Here is a 25,458-nt window from a genome sequence, read left to right on the forward strand (position 1 = left end):
GTGGTTGCCCTCTGTTTTGTGTGTTGGTGTACCGTTTACTGCGCCATTTCCGTTGGCACTTTCATCAACCCCTTATGTGTCGGGGCTTTCAACTGCATGTTCGTCGGACACACTGTCCGGCTGATCTGTTTCCAGCTCGCCTTCGATCACTTCAGCCTGATTGATCATTCGCCAAAGAACCTCTTCGCTCTTGGTTTTAATGTCCGTGAGAGCTTCTGATTCGGCTTCTGAGCGCTTGATGGCAGATTTGATGTTGCTGAGTTCGCCAAGCTCACGAATCGCCCCTATGCGCGCCTGAGCGGGGTTGGTGTCGTCTTTGGCAATATCGTCGAGGGTATCTATGTGTTCGGCTACAAGGGTGTAGGCTTTCTTCTGGATGGCCTGTGCAGCGGTCTTGCCCATCTTGCCGTAACAGCCAAGCGGGTTGCCGTTCCATTCCGCACCGGATTTGTACTGGCCGCTGTGCCGCTGACCGGGTTTGGGGCCGGGGCGGCGGCTTTCCTGCTCGGAAAGCAACCCACCCTCAACAACTTCCGCATTTGCCATGGTTTCGCATCCTTGCGTTGCCATTGAATTAGATTCAGTTTGTGAAATGCAGAATGCGCCTCTACCCGTATAGGGTGCAAGTGGTATTGGTGGGGTTGAGCTGTATTAAACGCCAGTTGTTGATATATACAGTTCAGATACGAAAAACCCCCTTGGTTTAGGGGGCTTGGTGGGTTAAATCTCTGAGCATCGGCCAATTTCTATTATCGGGGTGTGGCGGTCGGCGTCGTCACCGTCTACCCAGCCTGCGGTATGTGTTGTCATAAATCGCAGCGTGTCCGCATTGAATTTAAATTCCCCGTGGAACTGGTCACACAGTAATGGGGCACCCTTCGCGTACCTGCAAAGCTGGCGCGGGTCTGCTTTCCCGAAAATAAACACCGCATGGGTGGCGTTTTTCATTACGCCCGGAAGATTCTTTTCTGATTCTTTAGCTGGGCGGATCAGGTAACGGCGAGCTTCAGCATTGAATTTAGTGTAATGCCAACTTCCATCTTCCAACTTGAAGCCTGTAGACTTCTCGGTCAAGCAAAGCCAGCTTGGTAGCTCTTCAGCAATGGCTGTGGTGGTCAGCAAAGACAGTGCGACGGCGGTGATTAAGCGTTTCATCGTGTGAATTCTCTGGGGTTAGTTGATCAGGGCGTCATTGCCGCAACGCTTGAGAATGTCGCCTTTGAACATCATGGCCCCATCAAAAAAGCCCAACCCGCTACGGACTTTAGTGAATATCACCGTGTTGTCTTCCGGGTAGACAGTCCATGTTTCCAATGCGCTCAAACCGCCTTTACTACTTTTACAGATAACACCATTGGGTAAGCCGGGACGGCAATTCATGTCATTTGGGGAAACCTTTGCGGTTTGGCCGTAGATTTCGATGATGAACTGCTGGTTGGAAAGGCCATCATCGCCTAGCTGCCAATTTTCAGCAGCGCGGAAGCCTTTACCTTTGAGATTTCCAACCACGTAGCAATCAGCTAGGGCACTGGAAGTGGTGAGGGTGAGCAAAGCGACAGAAAGGAAACGAATCACAGGAAGCCTACAGTGTGTTGGATATGCTTGTTTTATAGGGCCTATTTTCCCAAAAAAGCGCTGTTTTTTCCATCAAAATCAGTGACTATCTGTGACCTATGGGTGCAACGTGTAAACGCTATTTCTCTGGTTTTTCAGGGGTTGGAAGCAAGGGCCTGTTGTGTAAACCCGGTGGCCTTTCCCTGAGCCTTTCCAGCGTATCTATTGCCAGCCAGTACCCGTGCACTGATTCCAACACTGACCACACTGGGCGGGCCAGATAGGCGGTCTGGATTGCGGTTATGAACTCGCTTTCCTCATAGCCGAATATCCGGCGGAACTCTTGAACACTGATAAACAATTTCACACCAATTCCTCTTTGGTTTTACATGCTTCTTGTGCGCGTGTTGAAACTGTCGCACCGGGCCAACGCCATTGGGCGGCTTCCAGTGCTTCCTTGTGATTACACCAATGACCAACCATCTTCACTTGTTTGCCATCCGGTAACACAACGATCCATGCCTGTTCCAAAGCCTTCGCATCCATGCAAAGCCCCTGTGTACTGTTTACTGTTTACTGTATTACTGCGCTGTGTACGCTATGTGGTAGTAACTTTCTATAACCCCTGTCGTGTAACGGATTCGGGCGTTTTCTTATCGGTGGCTCTTATCGGTCGCTTATCGGTCACGTATCGGTCACGTATCGGTCACTTATCGGTGGCTTATCGGTGAGAAACACAGGCAGTACAGACATTGATAGCGGGTGAAGCAATGTACTTTTCAGCTTTTCTCTACCGATAGGCGCGGGCGCTGTGACAACCAAATTCTTTAATCGACCAAGGTACTGCCACGCATCCCCCATACCGTTGATAGGTTCAATGCCGCACGCTCTTAACAGCTTTGCCAGTGCATGACCGTCGCCAAGCCAGAACTGTTTTTTGTTGCGGTATAAATCGCCCGCCTTGTGCTTCCCCCTTGTTCGCTGTCGCCGGATTTCCACGTTGAATTGACAGTACGCAGATTCGCCCGTGAATAGGTTTACCAACTGCATGTCTACATAACCGCTAATTGGTGCGCCTTCTACCGGGGCTTTCCGTTTCGGTACAACCTGAATAATCCGCCATGCTGGTATTTGGCAAAGCCGGATAATCAGGCTTTCCGTTTCTGGGTCGTGCTGATCATCGCCATTAAAAAGCAATCGCCCCCGGACAAATTCAAGCCCGACCATGGCGCCCCCCTCAACTAAATAAATTGTTGATAAGCGCGCGCGGGTAGTAATACCTACCGGGCCGAATTAAAATCCGCCCGTGTGTTGAAGAAATCCGTTTAAGGCCATGCCCCCGCGTGGCTTTTTTTTCGCCTGTCGGTTAGCGCTGTTGCAGGTATTCCAGAAACTGGTCACTGCGGCGGGCCTTCTTTCGCTTCCCAATTTTTATTGGTGGGGCAATTTCATTTAGTTTTGGATCGGTGGCGGCCCAATGATCAATAGTCCTGCGCGCCACGCCAGCGGCGGCGGCTTGCTCATCGGGGGACAACAGGTGCCATTCAGGCAAAGAAGTAGCGGCACTCATAGCAAATTCCCTTTTGCTGGTTGAATGAAAAATCGCTCAGTTTTTTAGATGAAAGTCCTGTGAGACTTTGGTGGCCAGCGTCTGCCGGCACTGACTGGAAATATAGTCAGCCTTTTCTGTATACGCCAACTCAAAAATGTACGGCAGTGTACGTACAAGCTGTTGGTATCTCACGGTTTTTTTAAAAAGGGATTGTGGACAACCATTAAACGAATCAATTAATGGCTGCACATAAATCATTGATTGGAAAAAAGAAAACGCGCCGGGTGGCGCGTTCTGTGGGTAGTGGATAATTTTGCGGGGGCAGCGTTTAAACGGGCTGAATTTCTGGTTATATCTCGCGCCAGTTATTGCCGCCGGTTAGGTATTCCCCCCATTCTGCCAATAGGTCATACCGAAATTTCAGCATTTTTGCCCGGTCATAAGCGCCCCGGTTGGGGTCTTTAACGACATGGGAAATGGTTTTTTCAGCGAGGTCTTTATACTCGGGGCCTTTCACATCACCTACCCAAGTGCGGAAGGTAGAGCGCATTCCGTGCCCACATACGATTTCGCCGGTTTCTTTATCTACCCACCCCTTCCTATCAATTGCAAATTTGTCCCTGTGCATTCGCTTGCAGAGGTCGTTTAGGGCGTTGGAATTGACCTGCGCGGCGCGCTCGCCGGGGAACATAAAGTCTGTGCCCTGTTGTAGCTTTTCCAGTTCTGCCTGAATGTGGGGCGTCACTGGCAGAAAGTGGTCATTGCGCTTGTCTTTCTTTTCGTGGGGCTTCAGCTTCATGTACTTAGCCGGAACCCGAATGACCGAGCCATCTTCAATCAGCCATTCCCATTGCGAGAAACGGACAGGGGCAGTACGCAGACCGCAGAGCATCATAAAGCGCAAAGGGGTACAGGCGGCGTTATCATCCCCAATACTGGCGAAAAATTCTGGGGCTTCATGCCAGTGTACCGAGGCTGAATGCTTTTCATCGGCCCGCCTGTCACGCTTTTGCAGCAACCGCTTCGCCACGTCAGCCGGGTTTTTCTTTCCCCCCGTGTAATCAAGGGCGTCAGCGTCTTCAAATACGGCATGGATGCGCTGCAAAACTCGGTCGGCTGTCTCTTTTATGTCCATCCATATCGGGTCCATGGCCAGCTTTACCATTGGGCCGTCAATCTCGGAAACGGGAAGGTGGCCGATATGGGGGAACGTGTGATCACGCATATTGTTGATCCATTGGCTGGCGTGCTTGGGGGACCACGCCCCTTTGTGGGTTTCCCAATGTCTGACCGCCAACTCTTCAAAGGTGGGGATCGAAGAAGCGGCGGACCTGCCTGCCTTGGCGGCTGCCTTTTCTACTTTGGGGTCAATGCCTTCAGCGGCCATTCGCTGGATTTCCTGTGCTCTGGTTAGGGCTTGCCGGGGGGTTTTGCCTTTCTTCCTGCCGAATATATCGGCGCTGCCCAGTGCCATGGTCACGGTCTTGCCCTGCCATGTGTAGCGCGCTTTCCAGCTTCCCCGGATTTCGTCCTCAGTCTTCCATGTGTCGGCATTGTTTATGGTCAGGATCAGCCCCGGCCCTACTTGAATAGACTTCTTTCTGGCTCGTACAGCTTTTTCGATTTCGGCCTTGGTCAGCATACTTCCCCCAAAAAAATGGCACAGCAAATGGTACAGACTGAAAAACGCTAGAGGTTGCTAGCGGGGACTGGCAAGAGTCCCGAATGAGGGGAATATAGCGCCGCAACCCCTATAAAACAAGGGCTTACATGGCGTAGAAAATGGTACATTGCTGGCAAGAACTGGCAATAAAAAGCGGGTTCGTCGGACGTCCGGTCCGCCATATACAGAAAAGGCTCACACGAAAGTGTGGGCCTTTTTTGTTTCCGCCATTAACACCCTCCCGCACGCGACCTTAGTATTTCTCCGATATCTCTGCGATATACAGGGAGAAGTCGATGCCCAACATTACCGACGAACCGCACCGCGGTGCCATTGCCGATTTGAGGGCCCTGCAGCAGGAGGGGCTGCAGACCTTCAAGCGTTATATTCGCGGCGACCTCCCGCTGCCTCCTATCTGGCGCCTGACCGGCTTACACCCCACAGAGGCCGGACTGGGCAAGGCGACCTTCTCCATGCCTATCTCACCCTGGCTGGCGGATGGCACCGGCATTTACTGGGGCGGTATCTATGCCCTGTTCGCAGACTCACCGCTGGCCTCTGCGATCTGGACCACACTGCCCGCCTCCAAAATACTGACCACCTCCGAACTCAACATGTCCTTTTTACGCCCGATCACGGAGCAGACCAGAAATATCATCGGTCACGCCACCACCGTGCACTCGGGCAGCCAGGTGGGACTGTCTACGGTACAGATCTCCGATCAGGAGGGACGCACACTGGCCTTTGGCAGCTCACGCTGCCTGATCATGGATTTTCCCGTAGATGCCGACACGGACTTTCCCGCACCCGACCTCGGCCCAACAACCCCGGAAGATCCGTACCTGCGCCTGGGGCCGTCTTCCAATTTCTGCAACCTGCAGGAACTGGCGGGATGGACTCCCATCGACCTGCAGAAAGCCACCATCGAAGAGGGACGCACCCATCCGGTATGGCTATTTACCGGATATCGGGCCACCGCAATCGAAGACGGTTGCTGCGAAGCAACACTGCCATCGTCGGCCTGGTTTTCGAACGGCAGCTTTTCGATTAATGGCGGGTTACTCGCATGGGCGGCGGACTTCACCATGGGAGCGGCGGTCTACTCCACGCTCCCGGCCGGGGACTTGTTCGCCACCCTGGATATGCATATCCGTTTTACCCACGCCGCAAACATCGACTCGGGGCCGCTCAAGCTGATCGCAAGAGTCCACCACCGCGGACGCCAGTTGCGGGTATCTTCATGTGTTATCACCAATGCGGAGGGGAAACGCGTCGCTATGGCGACAGGTTCGGCACTGGTTTTACCGGGTGGAGCGAGAATGCTCGGTGAAGGCAAGAAAGCGGAGGAAATCATCGCCAGCGCAACGACCAAGCCGGCGTGAACGCGTCAGGTCGCCTCAAGCTCTTCAAAGCGGATGCCCTCGGCCTGTAGCTGCGCCCTGAGCGTAGGCCACTGATCCTGCGGAAGCTGAACCGGCACGCTCACCTGGTGGGTGTAAACGGCGTCTTCACAAACACCGCGACACTGGGCAACCAGAAAACGTACACGAGATTCCTCTGCAAAATCGCACACGATCCGCACCGCCAGCAGCGGAATGAAGGTAGTCAACTCCGCAGACTGCAGCGCCGCGCCCACCGCCCCGCGATAGGCGCGCATCAAGCCACCCACGCCGAGCTTGGTACCACCAAAGTAACGCGTAACAATCGCCCCGACATTCCCCACCCCCTGCTTCAATAACAGCTCGAGCATCGGACGCCCGGCGCTGCCGCCGGGCTCACCGTCATCGTCGGACTGCATCGTCTGCGGATTGGAGGGATTGCCGATCACCAGCGCCGTGCAGTGGTGCGAGGCATCGGGATAGCGAGAGCGAATTAGTTCGAGCTCATGCAAAAAAGCCGCTTTATCGGTAACTGGCCCCAGCCAGCAGATAAAACGGCTCTTTTTCTCTTCCGTCTCAGTGACAACGGGCGAGCAGGGAATCTGATAACTCACCAGAGAATTCGTCCCATTCCTGATTCTGTAAACGTTCGTAGAGGGGTTGCAGCTTGGTCTGCCACACCTTGTCGTCGACGACACCAACGTGCTTGCAACGGATGGTTCCACCCGCGTCCACCAGGAAGGTCTCCGGCGCACCGAACACGCCGAGATCCAGCGCCAGGCGCCCTTCTACGTCCGCTACGGAAAACAGGTAGGGGTTGTGAAATTTCTCCAGCCACTTCTGTGCCGCTTCGTTATCGTCCTTCAGGTTGATACCGACAATAGGCACCCCACCCGCGGCGAGGTCATTGAGATACGGATGCTCAACCCGGCAGGAAATGCACCAGGTAGCCCAAACATTCAACAACAGCGGCTTGTTGGGCAGATCCTTCTTTTTCAGCTCGCGGTTGGATTCCACATCGAGCAGGGTGAACTCCGGCACCGGCTTGTTCACCAGCGCCGAGGGCATATCCTGGGGATTCAAGGAGAGCCCGCGCCAGAACAACAGCGCCAGCGCAGCAAAAATAATCAGAGGTAGAAACAGTTTTAACCTGGCCATCGAGCGTCGCAATCCTTTAATTCAGTCTGGCTTTTGGTGAAGCGGGCCGGAATCAGGTTCCGGCCAGGGAGCCATTTGCAGAGCCAGCAGCGGCCACCTTGTTTGTCCGCGCCGCTTTGACCTTGCGATAGCGTTTGTCCGCAACCGCAATGGCACCACCCAACGCCATCAGCGCCGCGCCGAGCCAAATCCAGATCACAAAAGCCTTGTACTGGAGGCGCACCGCCCAGTCGCCGCCCAGGTTACTTTTATCCATGGGGTCCCCCAGCGCCACATACAGGTCGCGGAAAATCCCACTATCAATGGCCGCCTCGGTCATGATGTTGCCCCCGGAGAGGTAGCTGCGCTTCTGCGGCAGCAACTCCGCAATCAGGCGGCCATTCTTGCGCACCATCAGCACACCTTCAGAAGCCCGGTAATTCGGCCCTTGAACCTGGCGCACCCCCTCAAAGGTAAACTCATAACCGGAGAGCGCCGCGCTCTGCCCCGGCGACATGCGCAGGTCTTTCTCGATACTGTACACGGTGGTCAATGCCACACCGAGGATGGAAATGGCGAGACCAATATGCCCCAGATGCATGCCGTAGTAGCTGGCACGCTGACGTTTGAGGCCGGCCCAGAGAGTGTCGGCATTACGGGATTTCACCCGCATATCCGCCACGGTGGAGGCGATCACCCACAGGCCCGCAAACACGCCGAGCATCGCGCCCCAGTGGAAATCACCCGCCAACAGAGTCAACAGCGGCGCCGCGACCGCTGCCACCAGCGCAGGAACACCCCAGGTCTTCGCCAGCTTGCCCATCTGGCTGTCTTTCCAGTTGGCGTGGATGCCGAGCCCAAGCAGAAGGCTCAGTACCAACATCAGGGGAACAAAGAACATGTTGAAGAAGGGTGGCCCCACACTGATCTTGCCCCAGCCCAATGCATCGGCAAGCAGCGGGTACAGGGTGCCGGTAATCACTACCGCCATAATCAGAATCAGTACGATGTTATTGCCGAGCAGGAAGGTCTCCCGGGAGCGCACAGAAAACACACTGCCGGCACTCACTGCCGGTGCGCGCACCGCAAACAGCAACAGAGACGCACCCACCACGACCGCCAGGAACGCCAGAATAAATCCGCCGCGCAGGGGATCGGTGGCGAAGGCATGCACCGAGGTCAATACGCCGGAGCGCACCAGGAAGGTCCCCAACAGACTGAGGCCAAAGGCAAAAATAGAGAGCAGGATGGTCCAGCTGCGGAAAAGCCCGCGCTTCTCGGTCACTGCCAGGGAATGCAGCAACGCCGTTCCCACCAGCCAGGGCATAAAGGATGCGTTCTCCACCGGATCCCAGAACCACCAGCCGCCCCAACCCAGCTCGTAGTAGGCCCACCAGCTCCCGAGGGCAATACCCAGGGTGAGGAAAGACCAGGCTACCGCCGTCCACGGCCGCGCCCAGCGGGCCCAGGCACTGTCCAGGCGCCCTTCCAGCAGTGCCGCAATGGCAAAAGCGAAGGCCACCGAGAAACCCACATACCCCATATATAACAGCGGCGGGTGAATGATCATCCCCGGATCCTGCAGCAGCGGATTCAGGTCGCTGCCGTCATTGGGCGGGAACGGCAGGATCCGATCAAAGGGATTCGAGGTGAGCAGGATAAACAGAAAGAAGCCGATCAACAGCATACCGAGTACCGACAACACCCGGGCTACCAGCACTTCAGGCAGCTGCCGGCTGAACAGGGCAACCGCTGCGGTCCAGCCCGCCAGCATCAACAACCACAGCAGAATTGACCCCTCGTGACCGCCCCATACTGCAGTGATCTTGTAGATCATCGGCAGGATGCTGTTGGAGTTTTGCGCCACATAGGCAACCGTGAAATCGCTGTTAGCGAACGCCACGGTCAGGCAGACAAAGGACAGCGCGGTGAATGCCAGCACCCCCAGAGAAAGCGGGCGCGCGGTATCCATCCACAGCACGCGACCGGTATAGGTACCCAGCAGAGGCACTACTGACAGCGCAACCGAGAGCAATAGACCGACAATCAGGGCAAAGTGACCCAGCTCAGGACTCATATCTTGGCATCTCCGTGGCATTTCGCCTCACCGCGCATGGACTCTGCAACTTCCGGCGGCGTGTAGGATTCATCATGCTTGGCCAGCACCTGGTCTGCGCGTACGTAACCATCCTGCTGCAGCTTGCCGGTCACCACCGCGGCCTCACCCTCTGCAAACAGGTCTGGCAGAATCTTGTCGAACACCACCTCCAGTTCTGCATCGCCATCGGTGAGCGCAAAGCGCACGTCGAGGGAGTCGTTGTCGCGCACAATACTACCCGGCACCACACAGCCACCGGCACGGATACGCTTTTCAAAAGGCACTTCACCGGCAGCAAAAGCGCTGGGCGCATAAAAGTAATCCATATTGGAGCGCATCGCGTAGGCGACAAAACCCACAGCGGCACTGGAAAGTGCCACCAGAAGAACCACCAGAATCAGTCGTTGTTTACGGGCTGGGTGCATGATTGACCTGTTATAAATCGATTTTTAAAAACGGCTGCGGAGCTATTCAGGCTCAGGACGCGGTTGCATGTTCCGGCTGCGGCTGGCGATTCTCCGCCGCGCGACGACGCGCCTCTTCCTGGCGCATTTGCCGGCCGAAGTCCCGGCGCAATTGGCGCTGGCGCAGCAGCGGCAGCACCACCAGCGCCACCAGGACAAGCAGTGCCACGGCATATGAAACCCAGACGTAGGGGCCATGGCCATTCATGGCAATAAAACTGGCAAAACTATCAAATTGAAATTGCATGTCAGCCCCCTCAAGCCCGCGCCGCTGGTGCGAACAGTTCGCGCACCCACTGGGTGCGCCACTCGCGTTGCAGGATCAGGCTGCGGGTGTGAAGTGTCAGCACCCAGGCATAAAAAAGATAAAAACCGGCAATCATGGTGATCAGCGGGTAAAACATGCTGGGATCAATGGTGCTGGCTTCGGTAAGTTTCAGGGTCGCCGGCTGGTGCAATGTGAACCACCAGTCGACGGATTTGTAGATGATCGGAATATTGACCGTTCCCACCAGCGCCAGCAATGCGCTGGCCTTGTCACCGGACTGCTCACGGCTGAAAGCGCCAGACAGCGCCATGACCCCCAGATAAAGGAAGAAAAGAATCAGCATGGATGTGATACGGGCGTCCCACACCCAGTATGTACCCCAGGTGGGCTTGCCCCATACCGCGCCGGTAAACAGCGAAATGAAGGTGAGCGCCGCGCCGATTGGCGCCGCCGCGCGCATCACCACAAATGAAAGCTTCATCTTCCAGATCAGGCCGATGGCACCGCAGAAGGCCATGATGTAGTAGCCGGCGAGCGCGAGGAAGGCCGCAGGCACATGAATAAAGATAATGCGGTAACTGTTGCCCTGCTTGGCATCCTGTGGCGCAAAACCTAGCCCCCAGACGATACCTACAGAAAGCAGCAAGAGACTGGCCGCACCGAGCCACGGTAGCCAGGCGCTGGTTTTCTGATAAAACCAGCGCGGCGATCCCAATCTGTGAAACCATTGCCAGGACAAAATAAGTACTCCTATGCCCTTCTGTTCCCCATTTCCCGTACCGCTATCGTGAAATGTACGCAAAAGGGTTAGTTTTCGAGACTGATGCGAATAGCGCCTGCAGCCGCCAGTGGCGCCAGCGCCGCGGCCGCCGCCAGAATTGCACCAAGAATTGCCATCTGTGGGCCGTAACTGTATCCGTCAAGGGCCGCCTGCACCGTTCCAGTGCCGAAGATTAACACGGGCACATAAAGCGGCATAATAATCAGCGCCAGCAAAAGGCCCGGACGCCGCAGTGCTACAGTCAGGGCCGCACCCACCGCCCCGATCAAACTCAAGCTCGCGGTTCCCAGTGCCAGGGAGACAAACAGTGGCCAGTAGCCCGCCTCCCCCAGATTCAACATCATACCCAGCAGGGGCGACAGCAACGCCAGCGGCAAGCCAGTCACCAACCAGTGCACCAGCACCTTGGCCATCACTGGGAAGTACAGGGGCTGGGGCTGCAGCGCCAGCTGCTCCAGGGAGCCATCTTCATAATCACCGCGAAACAGGGACTCCTGGGAGAGGAGCGTCGCCAGCAATGCCATCACCCAGATCAAGCCGGCCGCCATACGTGCGAGCATTTCAGGTTCCGGTCCAATACCGAGCGGCATCATTGCCAGCACGGTGACAAAGAACAGCAGCGGGTTGACGATATCGGACCGGCGGCGTACAGCGAGGGTCAACTCAGTGCGAAACAGAGTGTAAAAGCCCGCGACACGTACCGGTGCGGCTGTGGCTTCAATGTCCATCCCGCTCTCCCCGGCCCCGCTATATTCCTTCACCGCATCAGCCCGCATACGCCCACTCCGCTGATACTTCGCGACAGGACTGGAAGTCTGCGAGATTGACCTTTGCCAGCGGCGCAATGGCCACGGGCTGGTGTGAGGTAAGCAGAACGCAGCCTCCGCGCTGCATATGCAGATTCATCTGCGCTTCCAGACTGGCAACCCCGGCGACATCGAGGGCTGCGAGCGGCTCATCCAGAATCCACAACGCGGGCGCATTCGGCAGGTACAACCGCGCCAGAGCTACCCGGCGATTCTGTCCGGCGGAAAGCTGCTGACAAAGCACATCTTCAAACCCATAGAGGCCCACCGCGTCCAGCGCCGCCATCGCAGCGGCCCCGGAAGCTCCATACCAGGCCAGGTTTTCCAGGGGGGTAAGTCCGCGCCGCACTCCGGCGTTGTGACCTATATAAAGAAGGGATGCGCGCAGAGCGGGAAGCGCCGCGGGGAACGGTTTACCACGCCAAAGGATATCGCCGGTAAAATCGGATGCAGTTCCGATCAGGGTGCGGATCAAGGTGCTCTTGCCAGCACCGTTGGCCCCTTCTATCTGCAGTGCGCCACCCGGCGCCAGCTCGAATTCCAGCGCCTCGAAAAGAACGCGGCCATCGCGCTCACAGGCGAGCTCCCGCGCGCTCAGGGCGAGGTCAACAGATCGACTGTTTGCTGCTTCCGCTGGTCCAGATGCCATTGTGCACCGCACTTGATGAAAAAGTAGCCGGCATTATACCGGTAGTGGCGTGTTTTGTATGGCATTGCGATGCGCTTCCGCTGTATCGTGATCTTGTTCCGCAGCACCCCAGCGAATCACCGCCTCTACCCGACTACTCCCCGGCAGGTAATTCACCTCATCGCACACCGTATGCAATAGGTTGAGCCCCCGGCCCGCATATACCCCTGTGGGCTCACGAACTTCCGGAAACCCGCTACCGCTATCTTCGACCACCAGTACCAATGTGCCGCCTTGCTTACCCTCACTGCAGCTGAGCGAGATACTTACCCACCCATCCTGCAATCCACTGCGACGCTCTGCCAACAGGTCGTAGTACCGCACAAAACCGTCATCGGTATTCTTGATCGAAGAGTCCAGCCCCAGTACGCCGTGCTCCAGGGCATTGCGAAACAGTTCGCCGAGCGCGATCGCCAGGTCTTCCTGGAAACGCGCGGCACCGGGCATCTGCGCCAGAACGCCGAGCAGGTGTGGCAGCGGATCCGCCTCGCGCAACTCCTCCTGGGCCACCTGCAGACGCATCGACCAGTTGCCGACTCGCCCGCCCCGGCGATCTCCCGCCTGGTCCGCCGCAGGGCACCCGCTCTTTTTAAGGGAATCGTCGGTCAGATCCAGCTCTACAAGGGACAGATCATCGTGCTGCTCTGCGGCATGGGCGTTAACCGCCATCAGGATCTGGTCAAATGCCTGCGCACTGTTGCCATCCGCGCGCAACAGCGCCATCAAACGGCACTCGCCAAAGTGCTCCCCCTTGCTGTTGCGCGCCTCATGGATGCCATCACTCCACAGGTACAGACGGTCCCCGGGGAGTACCCGCACATTGACGATCGACGTATCCACCTGATCGGAAGGCAGCACACCGAATGGCAAATGTCGGGACTCGAGCAGGTGCAGCTCACCAGTGGTACGTTTGAGGCAAGGACTGGGCATTCCCGCGTTGAGGACCCGCAGATGATTGCGCCGCGGATCCAGCTCGAGCATAACCAGACAACAGAACATTTGCCGCGGCAGGATACCGTGCAGTTTGCGGTTCATCTCCCGCAGCACCCGGCTCATCGAGAAGCCGCGGGGCATCATGGAATAGAAGATGGATGTCAGGGGCACTGCGCCAACAGCTGCCGCCAGGCCGTGGCCGGCAAAATCTCCCAGCATCAGCACCAGCTTACCGTCCGGTGTGTAGGTGGCCGCGAGCAGGTCCCCGTTCAGTACGGCCCGCGGTGACAGGTGATAGCGAATGGCCGGGGTAACATCCAGGCAGCTTTCGTTGCCGAGATTGCCAAAAATTTCCCGCGCATTGGCTTGCTCCTGAAGGAAGTCCGCATGGTGTCGCCGCAAGCGGTCGCGCTGGGCCATCAACGAACGGCTGAACTCGCAGAAGCGCCGAATAGAGGCCAGTTTCAACTGCACCAGCGCAGGGCTGTATGGCTTGGTGAGGATATCGTCGCAATCGGTGGGGGGCTTGGCAGGCGCCTGCGAGGATGAGGACAGGTCCTGTACAAACAGGATGGGGACAGGCTCAATGCCGCCGCTCTGACGTAATTGACGGATGTCGCCACTGGCCACCTGCGCTACGGCAAGCGGGCCAAATATTACAAGATTGGGAAGAAACTCTTCGTAGGTCTCCAGGGCAACGGCAATATCCGGCGCCACCTCGACGTGTGTAGGCAGCCTGTCTCCCGTAGCTGCGGTGTACTTCCAGCTATGAATCAGATGCCTGAGCTCTGCGGCCTCGTTGGCATCACTCTCGACAATCAGGACGCGAAAGGCAGCCATCAGTAATCGCGCCCTTCAGCGTATGCTGAAGATCCGGTCGAAGTTGGAGACAGATAAAATGTGGGAGACATGTGCGTTGGCATTCATCAATTCCACCTGCGGATGGTTGCCCTCGCTCGCCACCTCCACACAGTAATCCCTCAACAGCAGCAACATACCCAGCGCTGCGCTATCCAGATGATCGGTTTCGGAGAGATCTACAAGGAAGGTTCGGGGAGGCGGCGACATATTGCGGTAGGCCCGCTGGAATTCCCGGTGCATATTGAAATCGAAATTACCGGCCACGCGGATGATCAACGCATCACCGCTTTCCGAGACTTCCGAAGTCACCCTGCTGTCATACCTGTCGGAAACTACCATCTGAAGGTCCCTTTTCCTTCCATTCCTGACGCCTGCGCCCAATATACACCCCACCGCCGGACGTGAAAACTGGTGCCGGGCCCTGTAGCTTGCCCCACGCTCCCACAAACGAAAAAAGGGTGCGCAAGGCACCCTTTTCCTTTTGGGAGAGGATTGCCCAGTTGTTAGAGGCGCGATGCTCAAAACGGTCGGGCAGCTCACTGTATAGAACCGGACATACACCGGTATGTGCAAATTGGTCTGAAAATTCCTGTCGGCTTAAAAATCGTACTGGAAATCCATCAACTCCCGTCTGAGACGCATCTCCTCCAGCTTGTCTTCGACCATCCGGCGGGCGTCCCTGGGATTGTGAGGGGTATACAGTAGATCCTCTTCCGTCGAGGAATCGTTTTCATCAAAATCCATGTCATTTTCGATAACGTTGCCGCTCATAGAAAACTCCACAATCTCGATCTGCCAAGGCAGAAACACTTTGTCTGTTTTTGTTGTGCAATCGCAGATTAGCCAGCTCTGACTTTTCCGGTCAAGCATCTTTTTCGCTGTGGAAACAAGTTTTTTCGCAAGGTTACACACGCCACAGCAGCACGCCCCGCCGGCGGGAAAAGTCTCTCCGCAGAGGATGGTGTCAGACGCAAAAATAACGGCTATTTGTTACCAAATTGCGGCAGTTTTTCTCAAAATCTACCCCGGGAAAGACCGCCCTCAGCACCGCTCATTAATTGCGCACAGTGGTAACCCGTCACAATCCGACGTTACCCTCGGTGACATTCATGTTCAGTAATGAGAAGTGGGTAGCAATTCTGCCGACGCAGGTGACAAACGGAGAGGTCAGTGGGGAAGAAATAAGGCGAGCCACAAGCGAAAAAAGATACCGGAAGCCTGCCAGAGAACCTCGACTTGAGCCCCAGTCTATTCAGAAAAGGAAGCCCGCTGCCCCTTCCTCATGACAGGCGCGGCGACAGTCGCTAGAATGTGCGCCCTCACCGGCCCCCGTCGGTTAACAGGATAAACCACGGACCTCCTAAGTCCGGACTGGTGGTTCGAGTCCACCCGGGGGCGCCATTCAGACCTGCCCGATCAATCCTTGCCAAAGATCGCGACTTGCGCGGGCTGCCCTGCCACCCGGCTGGCGCGGTACATTCCCTTGGTATTGAAGGTCAGCGCGATATTGCCCTTGGCATCCAGCACGATCACACCGCCGGTCCCCCCCACTGGTAACAACACCTCATTGATGACCTCATCCGCCGCCTGGGCCACGGACTTGGACTGGTAAGCAACGCGGGTACAGATATCCGCGGCCACGTTGTAGCGGATGAAGTATTCCCCGTGTCCCGTCGCAGATACCGCACAAGAGCGGTTATCGGCGAAGGTACCCGCACCGATCACCGGGGAGTCCCCGATCCGGCCGTAGCGTTTCGCGGTCATGCCCCCGGTAGACGTACCCGCCGCCAGGTTGCCCTGCTTGTCCAGTGCCACCGCACCTACAGTGCCCATACGGAATGGCACCGGCAGGCTATCTACCGCCGCCCGGTAATCCTTGTCCTGCTTGTTCTCCTTATCCAGCTTTTCTTTTGCCCGCTCCAGTTGCTGGCGACGCTGTTCGGTATCAAAACGCTTGTTGTCTACCATGGGAACACCGCGACTGCGCGCAAACGCCTCAGCGCCCTCTCCCGCCAGCATCACGAACGGGGAATCCTCCATCACCATCCGCGCCAGGTTGATGGGATTGGCTACCCGTTTTACCCCGGCAACCGCCCCCGCCTGCCGATCGCGGCCATCCATAATCGAGGCATCCAGCTCGTGGGCACCCTCGTAGGTGTATACCGCACCCTTACCCGCGTTGAACAGGGGCGACTCTTCGAGGATATTGATCGCAGCGACAACCGCATCCAGGCTTGCACCGCCTTTCTCCAGTACCGTATACCCCGCGTCAATGGCCTCCTGCAGCTTGGTCCGGTAGGCGCGCTCCTTTTCCGGAGTCATCTTCGACTTTTCGATAGTACCGGCACCACCGTGGATGGCGATGGCAAACTCAGCCGGTTCAGATGCCTGGACGCCCGAAGAGAGGCAAATCAAGCAGGAGAAAATAAAAAGAATCTTGTTCATCGCGTTTTCCACTATTTGTTGATCATCAATCGTTAACCGCTGATATCCACGAAAAATAACGCAAAGCACCCGGACACCGCCAGCCACTTCTCCCAAGCACCCCAAACTGAGAACCTGGATGACAAGGCTCTGGAAGCATTTTCTGGATTCCCCGAAGCAGTGGTTTGGCGCGCTGAAATCGGCTTTGTAGCACGCCGAGGACTCCCGTCCGCCATCAACCCGTTTGACGCGAGTATTCGCCCCAGAAAAATTTTACTCCTCCGGTGCATCCAATCGCGCACCTCGCGTGGTCAATAAAATCGTTACACAGACCATTTACCGCGGATCCAGCTCCTCTCGACTATGGGCCGTGGCAAGACTTCGCAATTCCGTGGTTTTATCACCCACACACACCAACGGGACTGTTGGCGATTAATTCGAACCAGGCAGGATGAGAGCAATGAAGAAACGAATCATGAAGGCTGCCGCGCCAGTGATCGTACTAACACTGGGGTTTGGCGCTGTACAACTTATGTCTGCCTCCAAGCCGGCGCCAGAGAAAAAAGTAGAAGAGCAACGGCCAGTTTCACTGGTCTATACGGAGGCCAGACAGGAGGCCGTGCATCTCGCGGTGACCACACAGGGGGAAGTCCGCGCGCACACAGAAATTGAACTGACGCCGGAAGTTTCCGGACGCATTATTTCTGTAGCCAGCAGCTTTGCGGAAGGCGCGGGGTTCGAATCCGGCGAAACCCTGATCCAGCTGGATGACTCCGATTACCGCCTCGCTTTCGCTCGCGCCGAGGCCGGGGTGGCGCAGGCGGAGGTCCTCCTCCTTCAGGCCCAGGCCGCGGCCCAAATCAAACGCCAGCAATGGCTCGAGCTAAACCCGAACAAACAGCCTTCCCCTCTGCAGGTCAACAAACCGCAGGTACTGGAAGCGGAAGCGAACCTCCGTTCCGCCAAAGCCGAGCTCGCCAACGCCAAACTGAATCTCGCGCGCACCAAAATCCGGTTGCCGTTTCGCGGGCGGGTTGCAAGCCGTGATATCGGTATCGGCCAGTATGTGACACCAAGTACCGTACTCGGCCGGGTATTCGCTACCGACCGCGTTGAGATACGCCTCCCCCTAACCGACTCCCAGCTGCTGGAATTGAACCTTCCCATGGGCTTTGAAGCCGGTGAAAAGAATTCCGGCCCGGCGGTGACGCTATCCGCACAAATTGGCCAGCAGCAACATTCCTGGCAGGGGCGAATCGTCCGCACCCAGGCAACGGTGGATCAGCAGACACGCCTGATCTACGCCGTGGCAGAAGTGGAAGACCCCTACGGCGCGGGCGCCAGTGACGGTGCACCATTAGCAGTAGGCCTGTTTGTCACCGCCGAAGCGGAAAGCGAACAGGAACAGCAGGCTGTGGTCGTTCCCCGATCAGCATTGCGTAGTGCCGACAAGGTCTACGTGGTGGATGAAAAAGATGAACTGAATATCCGCACCGTCGATGTGCTGTCCACCTCCCAGAACCGAGTGGTGCTCGCGGGCGGCATTGCCGACGGCGAGCGCGTGGTGACCTCCACGGTTGCCAACGCGGTCGACGGTATGAAAGTACAGCCGATCACCCATCTGGCCAGAAACTAAGGGAGCCCATCAATGAATAGTTTGATTGCATGGTGGGCGCGCAATCCCGTCGCCGCCAACCTTGCCATGATTGGCATTTTTGTAGCGGGCCTGATCGGGTTTATGAGTATGGAGCGGGAAATGGACCCACAGGTTCGCTTCCCCGGCCTTGAGATCCGCGTCTCCTGGCCCAGCGCAGCGCCACAGGAGGTGGAAGAGCAAATCGTCGCCCGTATCGAAGAAGCCGTCAGCGATATGGACAATATCGAGTGGGTGCGCTCCTCTTCCTCCGAAGGCTCCGGTGAGGTGTATATCCTAGCCGAGAGTAATGTGGACTTCTCTCGGTTTATGAATGACGTGAAAATCCGTGTAGACGGTATCTCGTCGTTCCCGCGGGATATTGAACCGCCGCAGGTCCACCAGTGGGTAAACCGCCAGGAGTTTATCCGGGTCGCCGTGCACGGTGACCTCGGTGAGCGGGAGCTGAAGCGGCTGGCAGAACAACTGCGACGCGAGGCAGCTACCCTGCCTGCCGTTTCCGTGGTGAACCTGTTCGGCACACGCATGGAGGAAGTCTCCATCGAGGTCAGCGAAAAGGCCCTACGCCGCTACGGCATGACCTTTCAGGAAGTGGCCGATGCAATCCGCAAGAGTTCTATCAATCAGTCCGCCGGCACCGTACGTACCGAGGTGGGGACCTATCAGTTAAAGGTGCGCAATCAGGCAGACTCGGAACAGGAGTTCGGCAATATCATCGTGCGCCAGACCGCCGATGGCGGCACCATCCGGGTCGCGGATGTCGCCACCGTGGTGGACGGATTTGAAGACAATGAAATCCTCGCAACCCTGAACGGGGAGCCTGCGGTGCTTTTGCAGGTGATGAGCACCGAGACCATGGACATTCTCACGGCCTCTGAGTCCATCCGCAACTGGATCGCCAAGCGCAATGACACCCTGCCCGCTGGGGCAAAGCTCACTCTGTGGACCGACAACGCCGAGGACTTCAAGGGCCGTCTGGAAACCATCGGCTCCTCGGCTTTCATGGGGCTATTCCTGGTTCTGCTGGTACTGGTATTCAGTCTGCGCCCTAAAGTCGCATTCTGGGTCGCCTTCGGTATCGCCACCGCTTACGCCGGCGCATTTGTGCTGCTGCCCAGCATGGGGGTTTCCCTCAACATGCTGTCCACGTTTGCCTTCCTGCTTGTGCTCGGCATCGTTGTGGATGACGCAATTGTGGTGGGCGAAAGTATTCATACGGAGTCCCATAGCCCGGAACACGGTAATGACGAAAAAGGTCGCTTGGGCGCCGCGGTGCTCGGCACCCAGCTTGTCGCCAAACCGGTGATCTTTGCGGTGGTGACGACCATCTTTGCTTTCCTGCCATGGATTTTTATCAGCGGCTCCACCAGTGAGTTCACCCGCCATATCACCTGGGTGGTGATCCTCGCATTACTGTTCTCACTGATCGAGTCCCTGTTTATCCTGCCGGCACACCTGCGCAACCTAAAGCCGCGCACCAAGCTCGGCCGATTCGGTCGCATCCAGAAAAATATTGCCGATCGCATTATCTATTTTGCCCAGAACCACTACCGTCGCATTGGCCAGTGGGCGGTTGATCGCCGCTACCTGACGCTGAGTATTTTCATCACCGTCATGATGCTTGGCTTTGGCATGTTCGGCAGCGGTTGGGTGAAAAAAGGGTTTATGCCCGAAATCGAGTCCGACGAAGTGATCGTCAATGTGGTCATGCCAGAAGGCGCCCCCTATAGCCGTGCACTGGAAGTACTGGCGCAACTACAGGATGCCGAGAAACGCCTCGAGCAGGAAGTGAACGAGCGCACCGACGGTAAAGGGGTACTGATCGAAAACTGGTACACCCGTTCCCGTCGCGACAGCGTTATGGCAATCGTGAAACTGGCACCGCCGGAACTGCGCGACATGTCCGCCAAAGACGCCGCCCTGCGACTGCGTGAATTACTCGGTGATATCCCGGACGCAAAGGAAGTTTCGGTACAGTACTCGTTCAACAATGGTGGCCCCGGTTTCGAGCTCTCCATTCGTCATCCCGACCTGGATGTGCTACGTACCGCGACCGCTGACCTGGAAGAGCAACTGCGAACCTACGAAAGCCTGTACGACGTGCGCAACAATCTGGAGGGCGCTTCCGAGGAAATCCGCATCGAGTTGAAGCCGGGCGCCACCAAACTGGGGCTGACTCTGGCGGATGTGAACCGTCAGGTACGCCAGGCCTACTTTGGTGAAGAAGTTCAGCGCCTGCCACGGGCTGGTCAGGACGTCAAAGTGATGGTGCGCTATCCGCTGGAGTCCCGTCGCTCCATCGAAAGCCTGAAAGACTTTCGCGTGCGCACATCGGACGGACGCGAAGTGCCCCTGCTCGCCGTCGCCGAACTGCATTATGCGCCGGGTATCAAACGTATCCAGCGCTGGAACGGCAACCGCGCGGCACGCGTGATGGCAGACCTGAAGGACGATGTGCGCGGCGATATCATGAAGGACCTGAATGACAACTTCTTCCCCAACTGGGAAAAGCGCTACCCGGGTATCGTCCGCGGTGCCGTGGGCCAGGCAGAGGGTGAGAAACGGTTTATCCAGGAAGTGCTCGGCCTGTACATCATGGCTTTCTTCGGCATGTACAGCCTGTTGGCCATCGCCTTCCGCAGCTACTCGCAGCCGATCCTGATCCTGATTGCCATCCCGTTCGCGTTCATCGGCGCGATCTTCGGCCACGCTGTTACCGGTATGACCATGGCAATCTTCAGCTACTTCGGTATCGCCGCCGCCGCGGGGGTGGTCGTCAATGACAACCTGGTGCTGATGGACCACTGCAACCGCCTGCGTGAAAAAGGTATGGCACCGCTCAAAGCTGTGGTAGAAGCCGGCGTTGCGCGTTTCCGCCCGATTCTGCTGACCACCATAACCACCATCGTCGGTCTGTTGCCAATGATGCTGGAGCGCAGTATTCAGGCGGCCTTCTTGCAACCCATTGTGGTGGCGCTTGCATTCGGGGTATTTGTCGCCTTCTTTGTGACCCTGTTACTGGTGCCGGCGATGTATGGGATCGGGGTGGATATCAACAGTCTCGCCGCTCGCATCAAAGCCAGTGTGGCGAGCAAGCTGAGTAGCAAGCCCCATTCGGTGCCGCCACTAAACCAGATCAATAACTAGCGATCACCATCGCCAGGATAAATGACTAGGCCCGGGGAAACTTCCCCGGGCTTTTTTGTTGGTCGTCATTTTTCGAAAGTAGACAGACAGCATTCACGACTACTGGCAAATAGCAATCTGGGCGCCAGTTTCCATTTCCACCGCAGTGTAAGACGGGTAAAGAGGGCAGCGGTTTGCACCAGCGCGACTTGCTCGAGGAGAAATCTTCACAGAAGGGAGGAAAAAATGGAGCCCCTATAGAGCTCCCATGCCAATTCAACAAGGAGGAAATCAGAATTGGAAGTACAAGGTGAATGACTCAGGGAAGACAAACCGGAGTTTACTTCGCCTGAATCAGAGTTCGCGGAATGGGCTTGCCACACTAAGCGCAACAATTCCAAAATTGAGCGAACAACAAGAATATATTATTCCTTTTCGAATAATACAACCCCAACCAATTCGTCGCGCTCACATTTACGTGCTGCGGAGCACCTCGACCGCCTGGCGACTACGCTCAAACAATTCATTTGCCTTAGCGTCTTTTTGCGAAATGAGGATAAACAGCAGGTCAGTGATCATAAATTGCGCCGTGCGAGCGAGAATAGATGAACTACGCGCCTCCGATTCGTTCGCAACGCAGTACAAACTGTGGGTGGCCAATTCAGTAAGCGGGTTACGGGTAAAGCGCGTTAGCGACAAAACATCCGCCCCCTGTGCCGCGCCTGCTTGCGCAACGCGAACTACATCCTGGGTAAGACCGGACTCCGAGATCGCAAAAACCAGATCCCCCTTCCCCAGGGTTGCCGCGTTAGCCACTTGTACATGGGTATCGCTCTCGATCAGTACCGACTTGCCCAGCTTCATCAACTTGTAAGCAACGTCCCGTGCCACCAGCGATGACGCCCCTACACCAAATAGCAAAATACGCTTCGCCTTGCGCAGCACATGCGCAGACCGGACAAGAGACTCTTCCGAATTCGCCATCACAGTTTCATTCAGCGCGATGTTTTTTCGACTTATAAGCTTGCGGGCAACCGTAGCCAGATCATCGTCCGACGCAATATCCCCATGGATCGCCTGGGGCAGCATCGCGGAGCGCGCCACGGATTCGCTCAATGACAGCTTGAAGTCGGAATAGCCCCTGTAGCCCAGCTTCTGGCTAAACTTCACCACGCTCGACTGGGATACGCCAACCTGTTCAGCCAGTGATTTGGACGAGTGCGAACGCACGATTTCCACATTATCCAAAAGAAAATCGGCAATGCGACGTTCGTGGTTTGACATGGAGTCGCGCATTGCGCGGATTTTAGCCAGTGATCCCATAACTACGGTCTATTTCGGTGTCGCCGTGTTTGACGCGACAAATGTAACAATGCCCGAAAACCCGGGCCGTTCATCGGGTACCTCAGTTGCCAATCAGGTTACCACTATCGGTACCACCGATGGAAAATGCTTTGCACCTCATAAGAATAAATGATACCAATTGCATAGAATAACAGGAATAAATAATTATCCCGGGTGCCAATACCAAAGGGAAAATGAGAGTTGAATAATGGAACTGCAGTTTACCGGACTGGACTGGGGGATTTTCGCGCTTTACCTGGCAGTACTGGCCGCATCCGGCTGGTACTTCAGCCAAAGCCGGTCGCAGGATAGCCGCGATTACTTCCTTGCCCGCAATAGCATGCCCATGTGGATGGTAGCCATCTCAACTCTGGCCACCACACAGTCCGCCGCCACTTTCCTCGGCGGGCCAGATCTTGGCTACCGCGGAGATCTTACCTACCTGTTCACCAATGTGGGTGCGGTAATCGCCGCAATCGTCGTCGCCCGATATCTGATACCGCGCTTTTATGCCAACCGTGTCACCACGGTTTACGAGTTACTGCAGACCCGCTTCGGGGAGCAGGCAAAACATCGCGCCGGTGGAATCTATCTGCTGGGCCGGGTATTTGCCAGTGGTGCACGGCTGTATATGGCGGCCATCGCAGTATCCATGATCCTGTTTAACGATATTGCCGCGCATCACGTGGTAACTGCAGTCATTCTACTCAGTGCAGCAGGCCTGTTACAGACACTCATCGGGGGCGTGCGCTCGGTTATTCAAAGCGATGTGCTGCAATGCGGTGTTTACGTCAGTGCCGCCATCGCGGTGGTGGCGGTGCTGCTCTGGCAGATTCCCGCTGAACTGGGGCAGATCGCAGCGGCACTGGCCTCCCCGTCCGATGGCAGCGCCTCCAAACTGACGCTGATAGATACAGGCTGGGACCTGAGTGATCCTTTTAACCTCTGGGCCACGCTCACCGGCTTTGTCCTTCTCAATATCGCAGCATTCGGCCTCGACCAGGATGTTACCCAGCGTATCCTCACCTGCAAGACTCCCCGCGATGGTGCCCGTGCGGTACTTTACTCTGTCGTCATGGTGGTCCCTGTCATGGCGGTATTCATGGGTATCGGCTTGCTACTGCATATTTTTTACCAGTCCCCCGAATTGATGGCCGGCGCCAGTGTTTCCGAGCCCAGTGGTGGCGACGTCACCGTGTTTATGCACTACGTCTTGCATGAAATGCCCGCCGGTCTGCGCGGTCTGGTCACCATCGGCGTGATCGCCGCGGCGCTGTCCACACTCAACTCCAGCCTGAATTCCATGGCCAGCGTGCTCACGGAAGACCTGTATCGGCACTGGTTGAGTCAGCGCAATGTGCAAAAACCGGCCGCACACTTTGTACGCGCAGGGCGTTGGGGTATGGCAATTGTGGCCGGCACCCTCGGTGGCATGGCGATACTGTGTTTTTACTGGCAGCAGATGAGCGACCTGCCTCTGATTACCTTTGCCCTCTCGGTGATGGTGTTCGCTTACTCGGGACTCCTGGGTGTGTTTTTCACCGCATTGTTTACCGGCCGCGGCAATGCCAGCAGTGTCGGCTGGGCGTTGGCTGTCGGCTTTGTGGTTACCCTGCTTCAGCAACCCTGGATGATCACCCTGCTTACCGGCACTGATGAGCCATTGGTTATTGCATTCCCCTGGCAACTTTGTCTTGGCACGCTGGCCTCCTTTGCTGTGTGCAACCTGGGAAGGCCAGCGCCCGAGCTGGCAGAAGAAAACGCGGCCATCAACAACCAGACCCCGGCTAACGGATAACGCAAGTACGCACACTATGAGCGCATATTTTCTCGGGATAGATGGTGGTGGGACCAAGACATTGGCCCGCCTCGAGGACTCGCAAGGAGAGCGACTCACGCTCAAGTCGGGCGCGAGCTCACTTACCCAGGATCTCGATGGTGCAATCAACAATATCGCGGGTCTGAGCCGACAGGTGCTGGCGCGGGAACGGGTTCGCCCCAATCAGGTTCACTTGGCCTGTGGCGTCGCCGGCGCCGGTAACCCGGCTTCGGCGGAGAAGCTTCGTCAGCGCCTTTGCAGCCTGGGGTTTGCCAGCGTTCACATTTCCTCGGATGCACAGACCTCACTACTGGGTGCCGGAGCCGGTACCCCGATCGTCATGGTCGCTATCGGCACCGGTTCGGTGGCCATGCGACTTGGGCGCGACGGCAAAATCCATCAATACGGTGGATGGGGACTGGCGGTTGGCGATGAAGGCAGCGGTGCAGCAATTGGCAAAAGCCTGGTGCGCGCGCTGCTGTGGGAATTGGATACTCGAGGAAAAGCCGTAAGCGCCCTTTGCCAGCAGGTAATGGCCGAGGTCGGTAAAGATCGTTCGCAAATTCTGCCATGGCTGCAGCGGGCAGGATCCCGTGAATACGCAGCACTTGCCCCGGCGGCATTCAGCCATCTGCCGGAATGTCCGCTGGCGCGGGACATCATCGGAAAAACCGCCGCAGAGGTGGACCGGTTGATTCAGGCTGCCAGTGGTGATGAGAAGTTGCCACTGGCCATTCTTGGCGGTCTGGCGGACAAGCTCAGCCCGCATCTACATCCGGATCATCAAAATCGGCAAATTCCGCCATTGGGAACCGCACTGGACGGCGCCTGCATGCTGGCGCGGCAGAAAGCGCTACAACCCAGCATCGATCCCCTCTGTTGAATTGTGGTCGCCGTCATCCCCGAA

25 protein-coding genes and 1 tRNA gene are annotated in these 25,458 nt (G+C 56.7%); 6 read left to right on the plus strand and 20 right to left on the minus strand.

Going from position 1 to position 25,458, the window contains the following annotated elements:
- Window positions 1–72: 72 nt before the first annotated feature.
- The 7 genes from ACONT6_RS10275 to ACONT6_RS10305 all read right to left on the minus strand — a co-directional run bounded on the left by ACONT6_RS10275 (window position 73) and on the right by ACONT6_RS10305 (window position 4,748).
- A complete protein-coding gene (locus ACONT6_RS10275) occupies window positions 73–546 on the minus strand; it encodes a hypothetical protein (RefSeq protein WP_428818442.1) in 474 nt (157 codons plus the stop codon).
- Window positions 547–720: 174 nt separating this feature from the next.
- Window positions 721–1,155 carry a hypothetical protein gene (locus tag ACONT6_RS10280; RefSeq protein WP_428818443.1) on the minus strand — a complete coding sequence of 145 codons (435 nt, stop codon included), beginning with the start codon at window positions 1,153–1,155 and terminating at the stop codon, window positions 721–723.
- Between the two features lie 18 nt (window positions 1,156–1,173).
- Window positions 1,174–1,575 (minus strand): hypothetical protein, encoded by a 402-nt coding sequence (locus tag ACONT6_RS10285; RefSeq protein WP_428818444.1) that lies wholly within the window; start codon window positions 1,573–1,575, stop codon window positions 1,174–1,176.
- 342 nt (window positions 1,576–1,917) lie between these two features.
- Complete coding sequence (locus ACONT6_RS10290) at window positions 1,918–2,100, minus strand: hypothetical protein (protein ID WP_428818445.1); 183 nt, start codon at window positions 2,098–2,100, stop codon at window positions 1,918–1,920.
- 138 nt (window positions 2,101–2,238) lie between these two features.
- Entirely contained in the window at window positions 2,239–2,781 is a 543-nt protein-coding gene (locus tag ACONT6_RS10295; RefSeq protein ID WP_428818446.1) for a hypothetical protein, read from the minus strand.
- Between the two features lie 139 nt (window positions 2,782–2,920).
- Complete coding sequence (locus tag ACONT6_RS10300) at window positions 2,921–3,124, minus strand: hypothetical protein (RefSeq protein WP_428818447.1); 204 nt, start codon at window positions 3,122–3,124, stop codon at window positions 2,921–2,923.
- A 331-nt stretch (window positions 3,125–3,455) separates the two neighbouring features.
- Window positions 3,456–4,748 carry a tyrosine-type recombinase/integrase gene (locus ACONT6_RS10305; protein ID WP_428818448.1) on the minus strand — a complete coding sequence of 431 codons (1,293 nt, stop codon included), beginning with the start codon at window positions 4,746–4,748 and terminating at the stop codon, window positions 3,456–3,458.
- Between the two features lie 317 nt (window positions 4,749–5,065).
- Between ACONT6_RS10305 and ACONT6_RS10310 the strand changes: the two genes are divergently transcribed.
- Complete coding sequence (locus tag ACONT6_RS10310) at window positions 5,066–6,151, plus strand: PaaI family thioesterase (RefSeq protein WP_428818449.1); 1,086 nt, start codon at window positions 5,066–5,068, stop codon at window positions 6,149–6,151.
- 5 nt (window positions 6,152–6,156) lie between these two features.
- Here ACONT6_RS10310 and ACONT6_RS10315 read toward each other — a convergent pair whose 3' ends face one another.
- From ACONT6_RS10315 to ACONT6_RS10365, 11 genes are all read right to left on the minus strand, one after another.
- Complete coding sequence (locus tag ACONT6_RS10315; protein ID WP_428818450.1) at window positions 6,157–6,762, minus strand: IMPACT family protein; 606 nt, start codon at window positions 6,760–6,762, stop codon at window positions 6,157–6,159.
- Window positions 6,725–7,306: a DsbE family thiol:disulfide interchange protein gene (locus ACONT6_RS10320; protein ID WP_428818451.1), complete on the minus strand. Its 582-nt coding sequence runs from the start codon at window positions 7,304–7,306 to the stop codon at window positions 6,725–6,727. Before ACONT6_RS10320 ends, ACONT6_RS10315 begins: the two co-directional genes overlap by 38 nt.
- A 52-nt stretch (window positions 7,307–7,358) precedes the next feature.
- Window positions 7,359–9,362, minus strand: coding sequence for a heme lyase CcmF/NrfE family subunit (locus ACONT6_RS10325; RefSeq protein ID WP_428818452.1), 2,004 nt, complete (start codon window positions 9,360–9,362; stop codon window positions 7,359–7,361).
- On the minus strand, window positions 9,359–9,808 hold the full coding sequence (ccmE, locus tag ACONT6_RS10330) for a cytochrome c maturation protein CcmE (RefSeq protein ID WP_428818453.1): 450 nt from the start codon (window positions 9,806–9,808) through the stop codon (window positions 9,359–9,361). The genes ACONT6_RS10325 and ccmE overlap by 4 nt, the downstream gene beginning before the upstream one ends.
- Window positions 9,809–9,860: 52 nt before the next feature.
- A complete protein-coding gene (gene ccmD / locus ACONT6_RS10335) occupies window positions 9,861–10,094 on the minus strand; it encodes a heme exporter protein CcmD (RefSeq protein WP_428818454.1) in 234 nt (77 codons plus the stop codon).
- Window positions 10,095–10,104: 10 nt separating this feature from the next.
- Window positions 10,105–10,854, minus strand: a complete 750-nt coding sequence (locus tag ACONT6_RS10340; protein ID WP_428818455.1) for a heme ABC transporter permease — start codon at window positions 10,852–10,854, stop codon at window positions 10,105–10,107.
- Window positions 10,855–10,922: 68 nt separating this feature from the next.
- Window positions 10,923–11,624, minus strand: coding sequence for a heme exporter protein CcmB (ccmB, locus tag ACONT6_RS10345; RefSeq protein WP_428818456.1), 702 nt, complete (start codon window positions 11,622–11,624; stop codon window positions 10,923–10,925).
- Window positions 11,625–11,661: 37 nt separating this feature from the next.
- Window positions 11,662–12,351, minus strand: coding sequence for a cytochrome c biogenesis heme-transporting ATPase CcmA (ccmA, locus tag ACONT6_RS10350; protein WP_428818457.1), 690 nt, complete (start codon window positions 12,349–12,351; stop codon window positions 11,662–11,664).
- Between the two features lie 33 nt (window positions 12,352–12,384).
- Entirely contained in the window at window positions 12,385–14,163 is a 1,779-nt protein-coding gene (locus ACONT6_RS10355; protein WP_428818458.1) for an ATP-binding SpoIIE family protein phosphatase, read from the minus strand.
- Window positions 14,164–14,178: 15 nt separating this feature from the next.
- Complete coding sequence (locus ACONT6_RS10360; RefSeq protein WP_428818459.1) at window positions 14,179–14,523, minus strand: STAS domain-containing protein; 345 nt, start codon at window positions 14,521–14,523, stop codon at window positions 14,179–14,181.
- 258 nt (window positions 14,524–14,781) lie between these two features.
- Entirely contained in the window at window positions 14,782–14,955 is a 174-nt protein-coding gene (locus tag ACONT6_RS10365) for a PA3496 family putative envelope integrity protein (protein WP_181252846.1), read from the minus strand.
- 554 nt (window positions 14,956–15,509) lie between these two features.
- On the opposite strand from ACONT6_RS10365, the gene ACONT6_RS10370 reads away from it, so the two are divergent.
- Window positions 15,510–15,585, plus strand: a tRNA-Arg gene (locus ACONT6_RS10370).
- Between the two features lie 15 nt (window positions 15,586–15,600).
- Here the strand turns inward: ACONT6_RS10370 and ACONT6_RS10375 are convergent.
- Window positions 15,601–16,629, minus strand: coding sequence for an isoaspartyl peptidase/L-asparaginase family protein (locus ACONT6_RS10375; RefSeq protein WP_428818460.1), 1,029 nt, complete (start codon window positions 16,627–16,629; stop codon window positions 15,601–15,603).
- Between the two features lie 439 nt (window positions 16,630–17,068).
- Between ACONT6_RS10375 and ACONT6_RS10380 the strand changes: the two genes are divergently transcribed.
- Window positions 17,069–18,244 carry an efflux RND transporter periplasmic adaptor subunit gene (locus ACONT6_RS10380; RefSeq protein WP_428818461.1) on the plus strand — a complete coding sequence of 392 codons (1,176 nt, stop codon included), beginning with the start codon at window positions 17,069–17,071 and terminating at the stop codon, window positions 18,242–18,244.
- A gap of 12 nt (window positions 18,245–18,256) precedes the next feature.
- Window positions 18,257–21,409: an efflux RND transporter permease subunit gene (locus tag ACONT6_RS10385; RefSeq protein ID WP_181252843.1), complete on the plus strand. Its 3,153-nt coding sequence runs from the start codon at window positions 18,257–18,259 to the stop codon at window positions 21,407–21,409.
- 453 nt (window positions 21,410–21,862) lie between these two features.
- Here the strand turns inward: ACONT6_RS10385 and ACONT6_RS10390 are convergent, their stop codons facing one another.
- Window positions 21,863–22,711 (minus strand): SIS domain-containing protein, encoded by an 849-nt coding sequence (locus tag ACONT6_RS10390; RefSeq protein WP_428818462.1) that lies wholly within the window; start codon window positions 22,709–22,711, stop codon window positions 21,863–21,865.
- A 229-nt stretch (window positions 22,712–22,940) separates the two neighbouring features.
- Here ACONT6_RS10390 and ACONT6_RS10395 point away from each other — a divergent pair, with 229 nt between their 5' ends.
- Both ACONT6_RS10395 and ACONT6_RS10400 read left to right on the plus strand, forming a co-directional pair.
- Window positions 22,941–24,530, plus strand: a complete 1,590-nt coding sequence (locus ACONT6_RS10395; protein WP_428818463.1) for a sodium:solute symporter — start codon at window positions 22,941–22,943, stop codon at window positions 24,528–24,530.
- 16 nt (window positions 24,531–24,546) lie between these two features.
- Window positions 24,547–25,434: a BadF/BadG/BcrA/BcrD ATPase family protein gene (locus ACONT6_RS10400; protein WP_428818464.1), complete on the plus strand. Its 888-nt coding sequence runs from the start codon at window positions 24,547–24,549 to the stop codon at window positions 25,432–25,434.
- Window positions 25,435–25,458 lie beyond the last annotated feature (24 nt).

This window comes from Microbulbifer sp. MCCC 1A16149, from assembly GCF_050368945.1.
In the GTDB taxonomy this organism is placed as follows: Bacteria; Pseudomonadota; Gammaproteobacteria; order Pseudomonadales; family Cellvibrionaceae; genus Microbulbifer.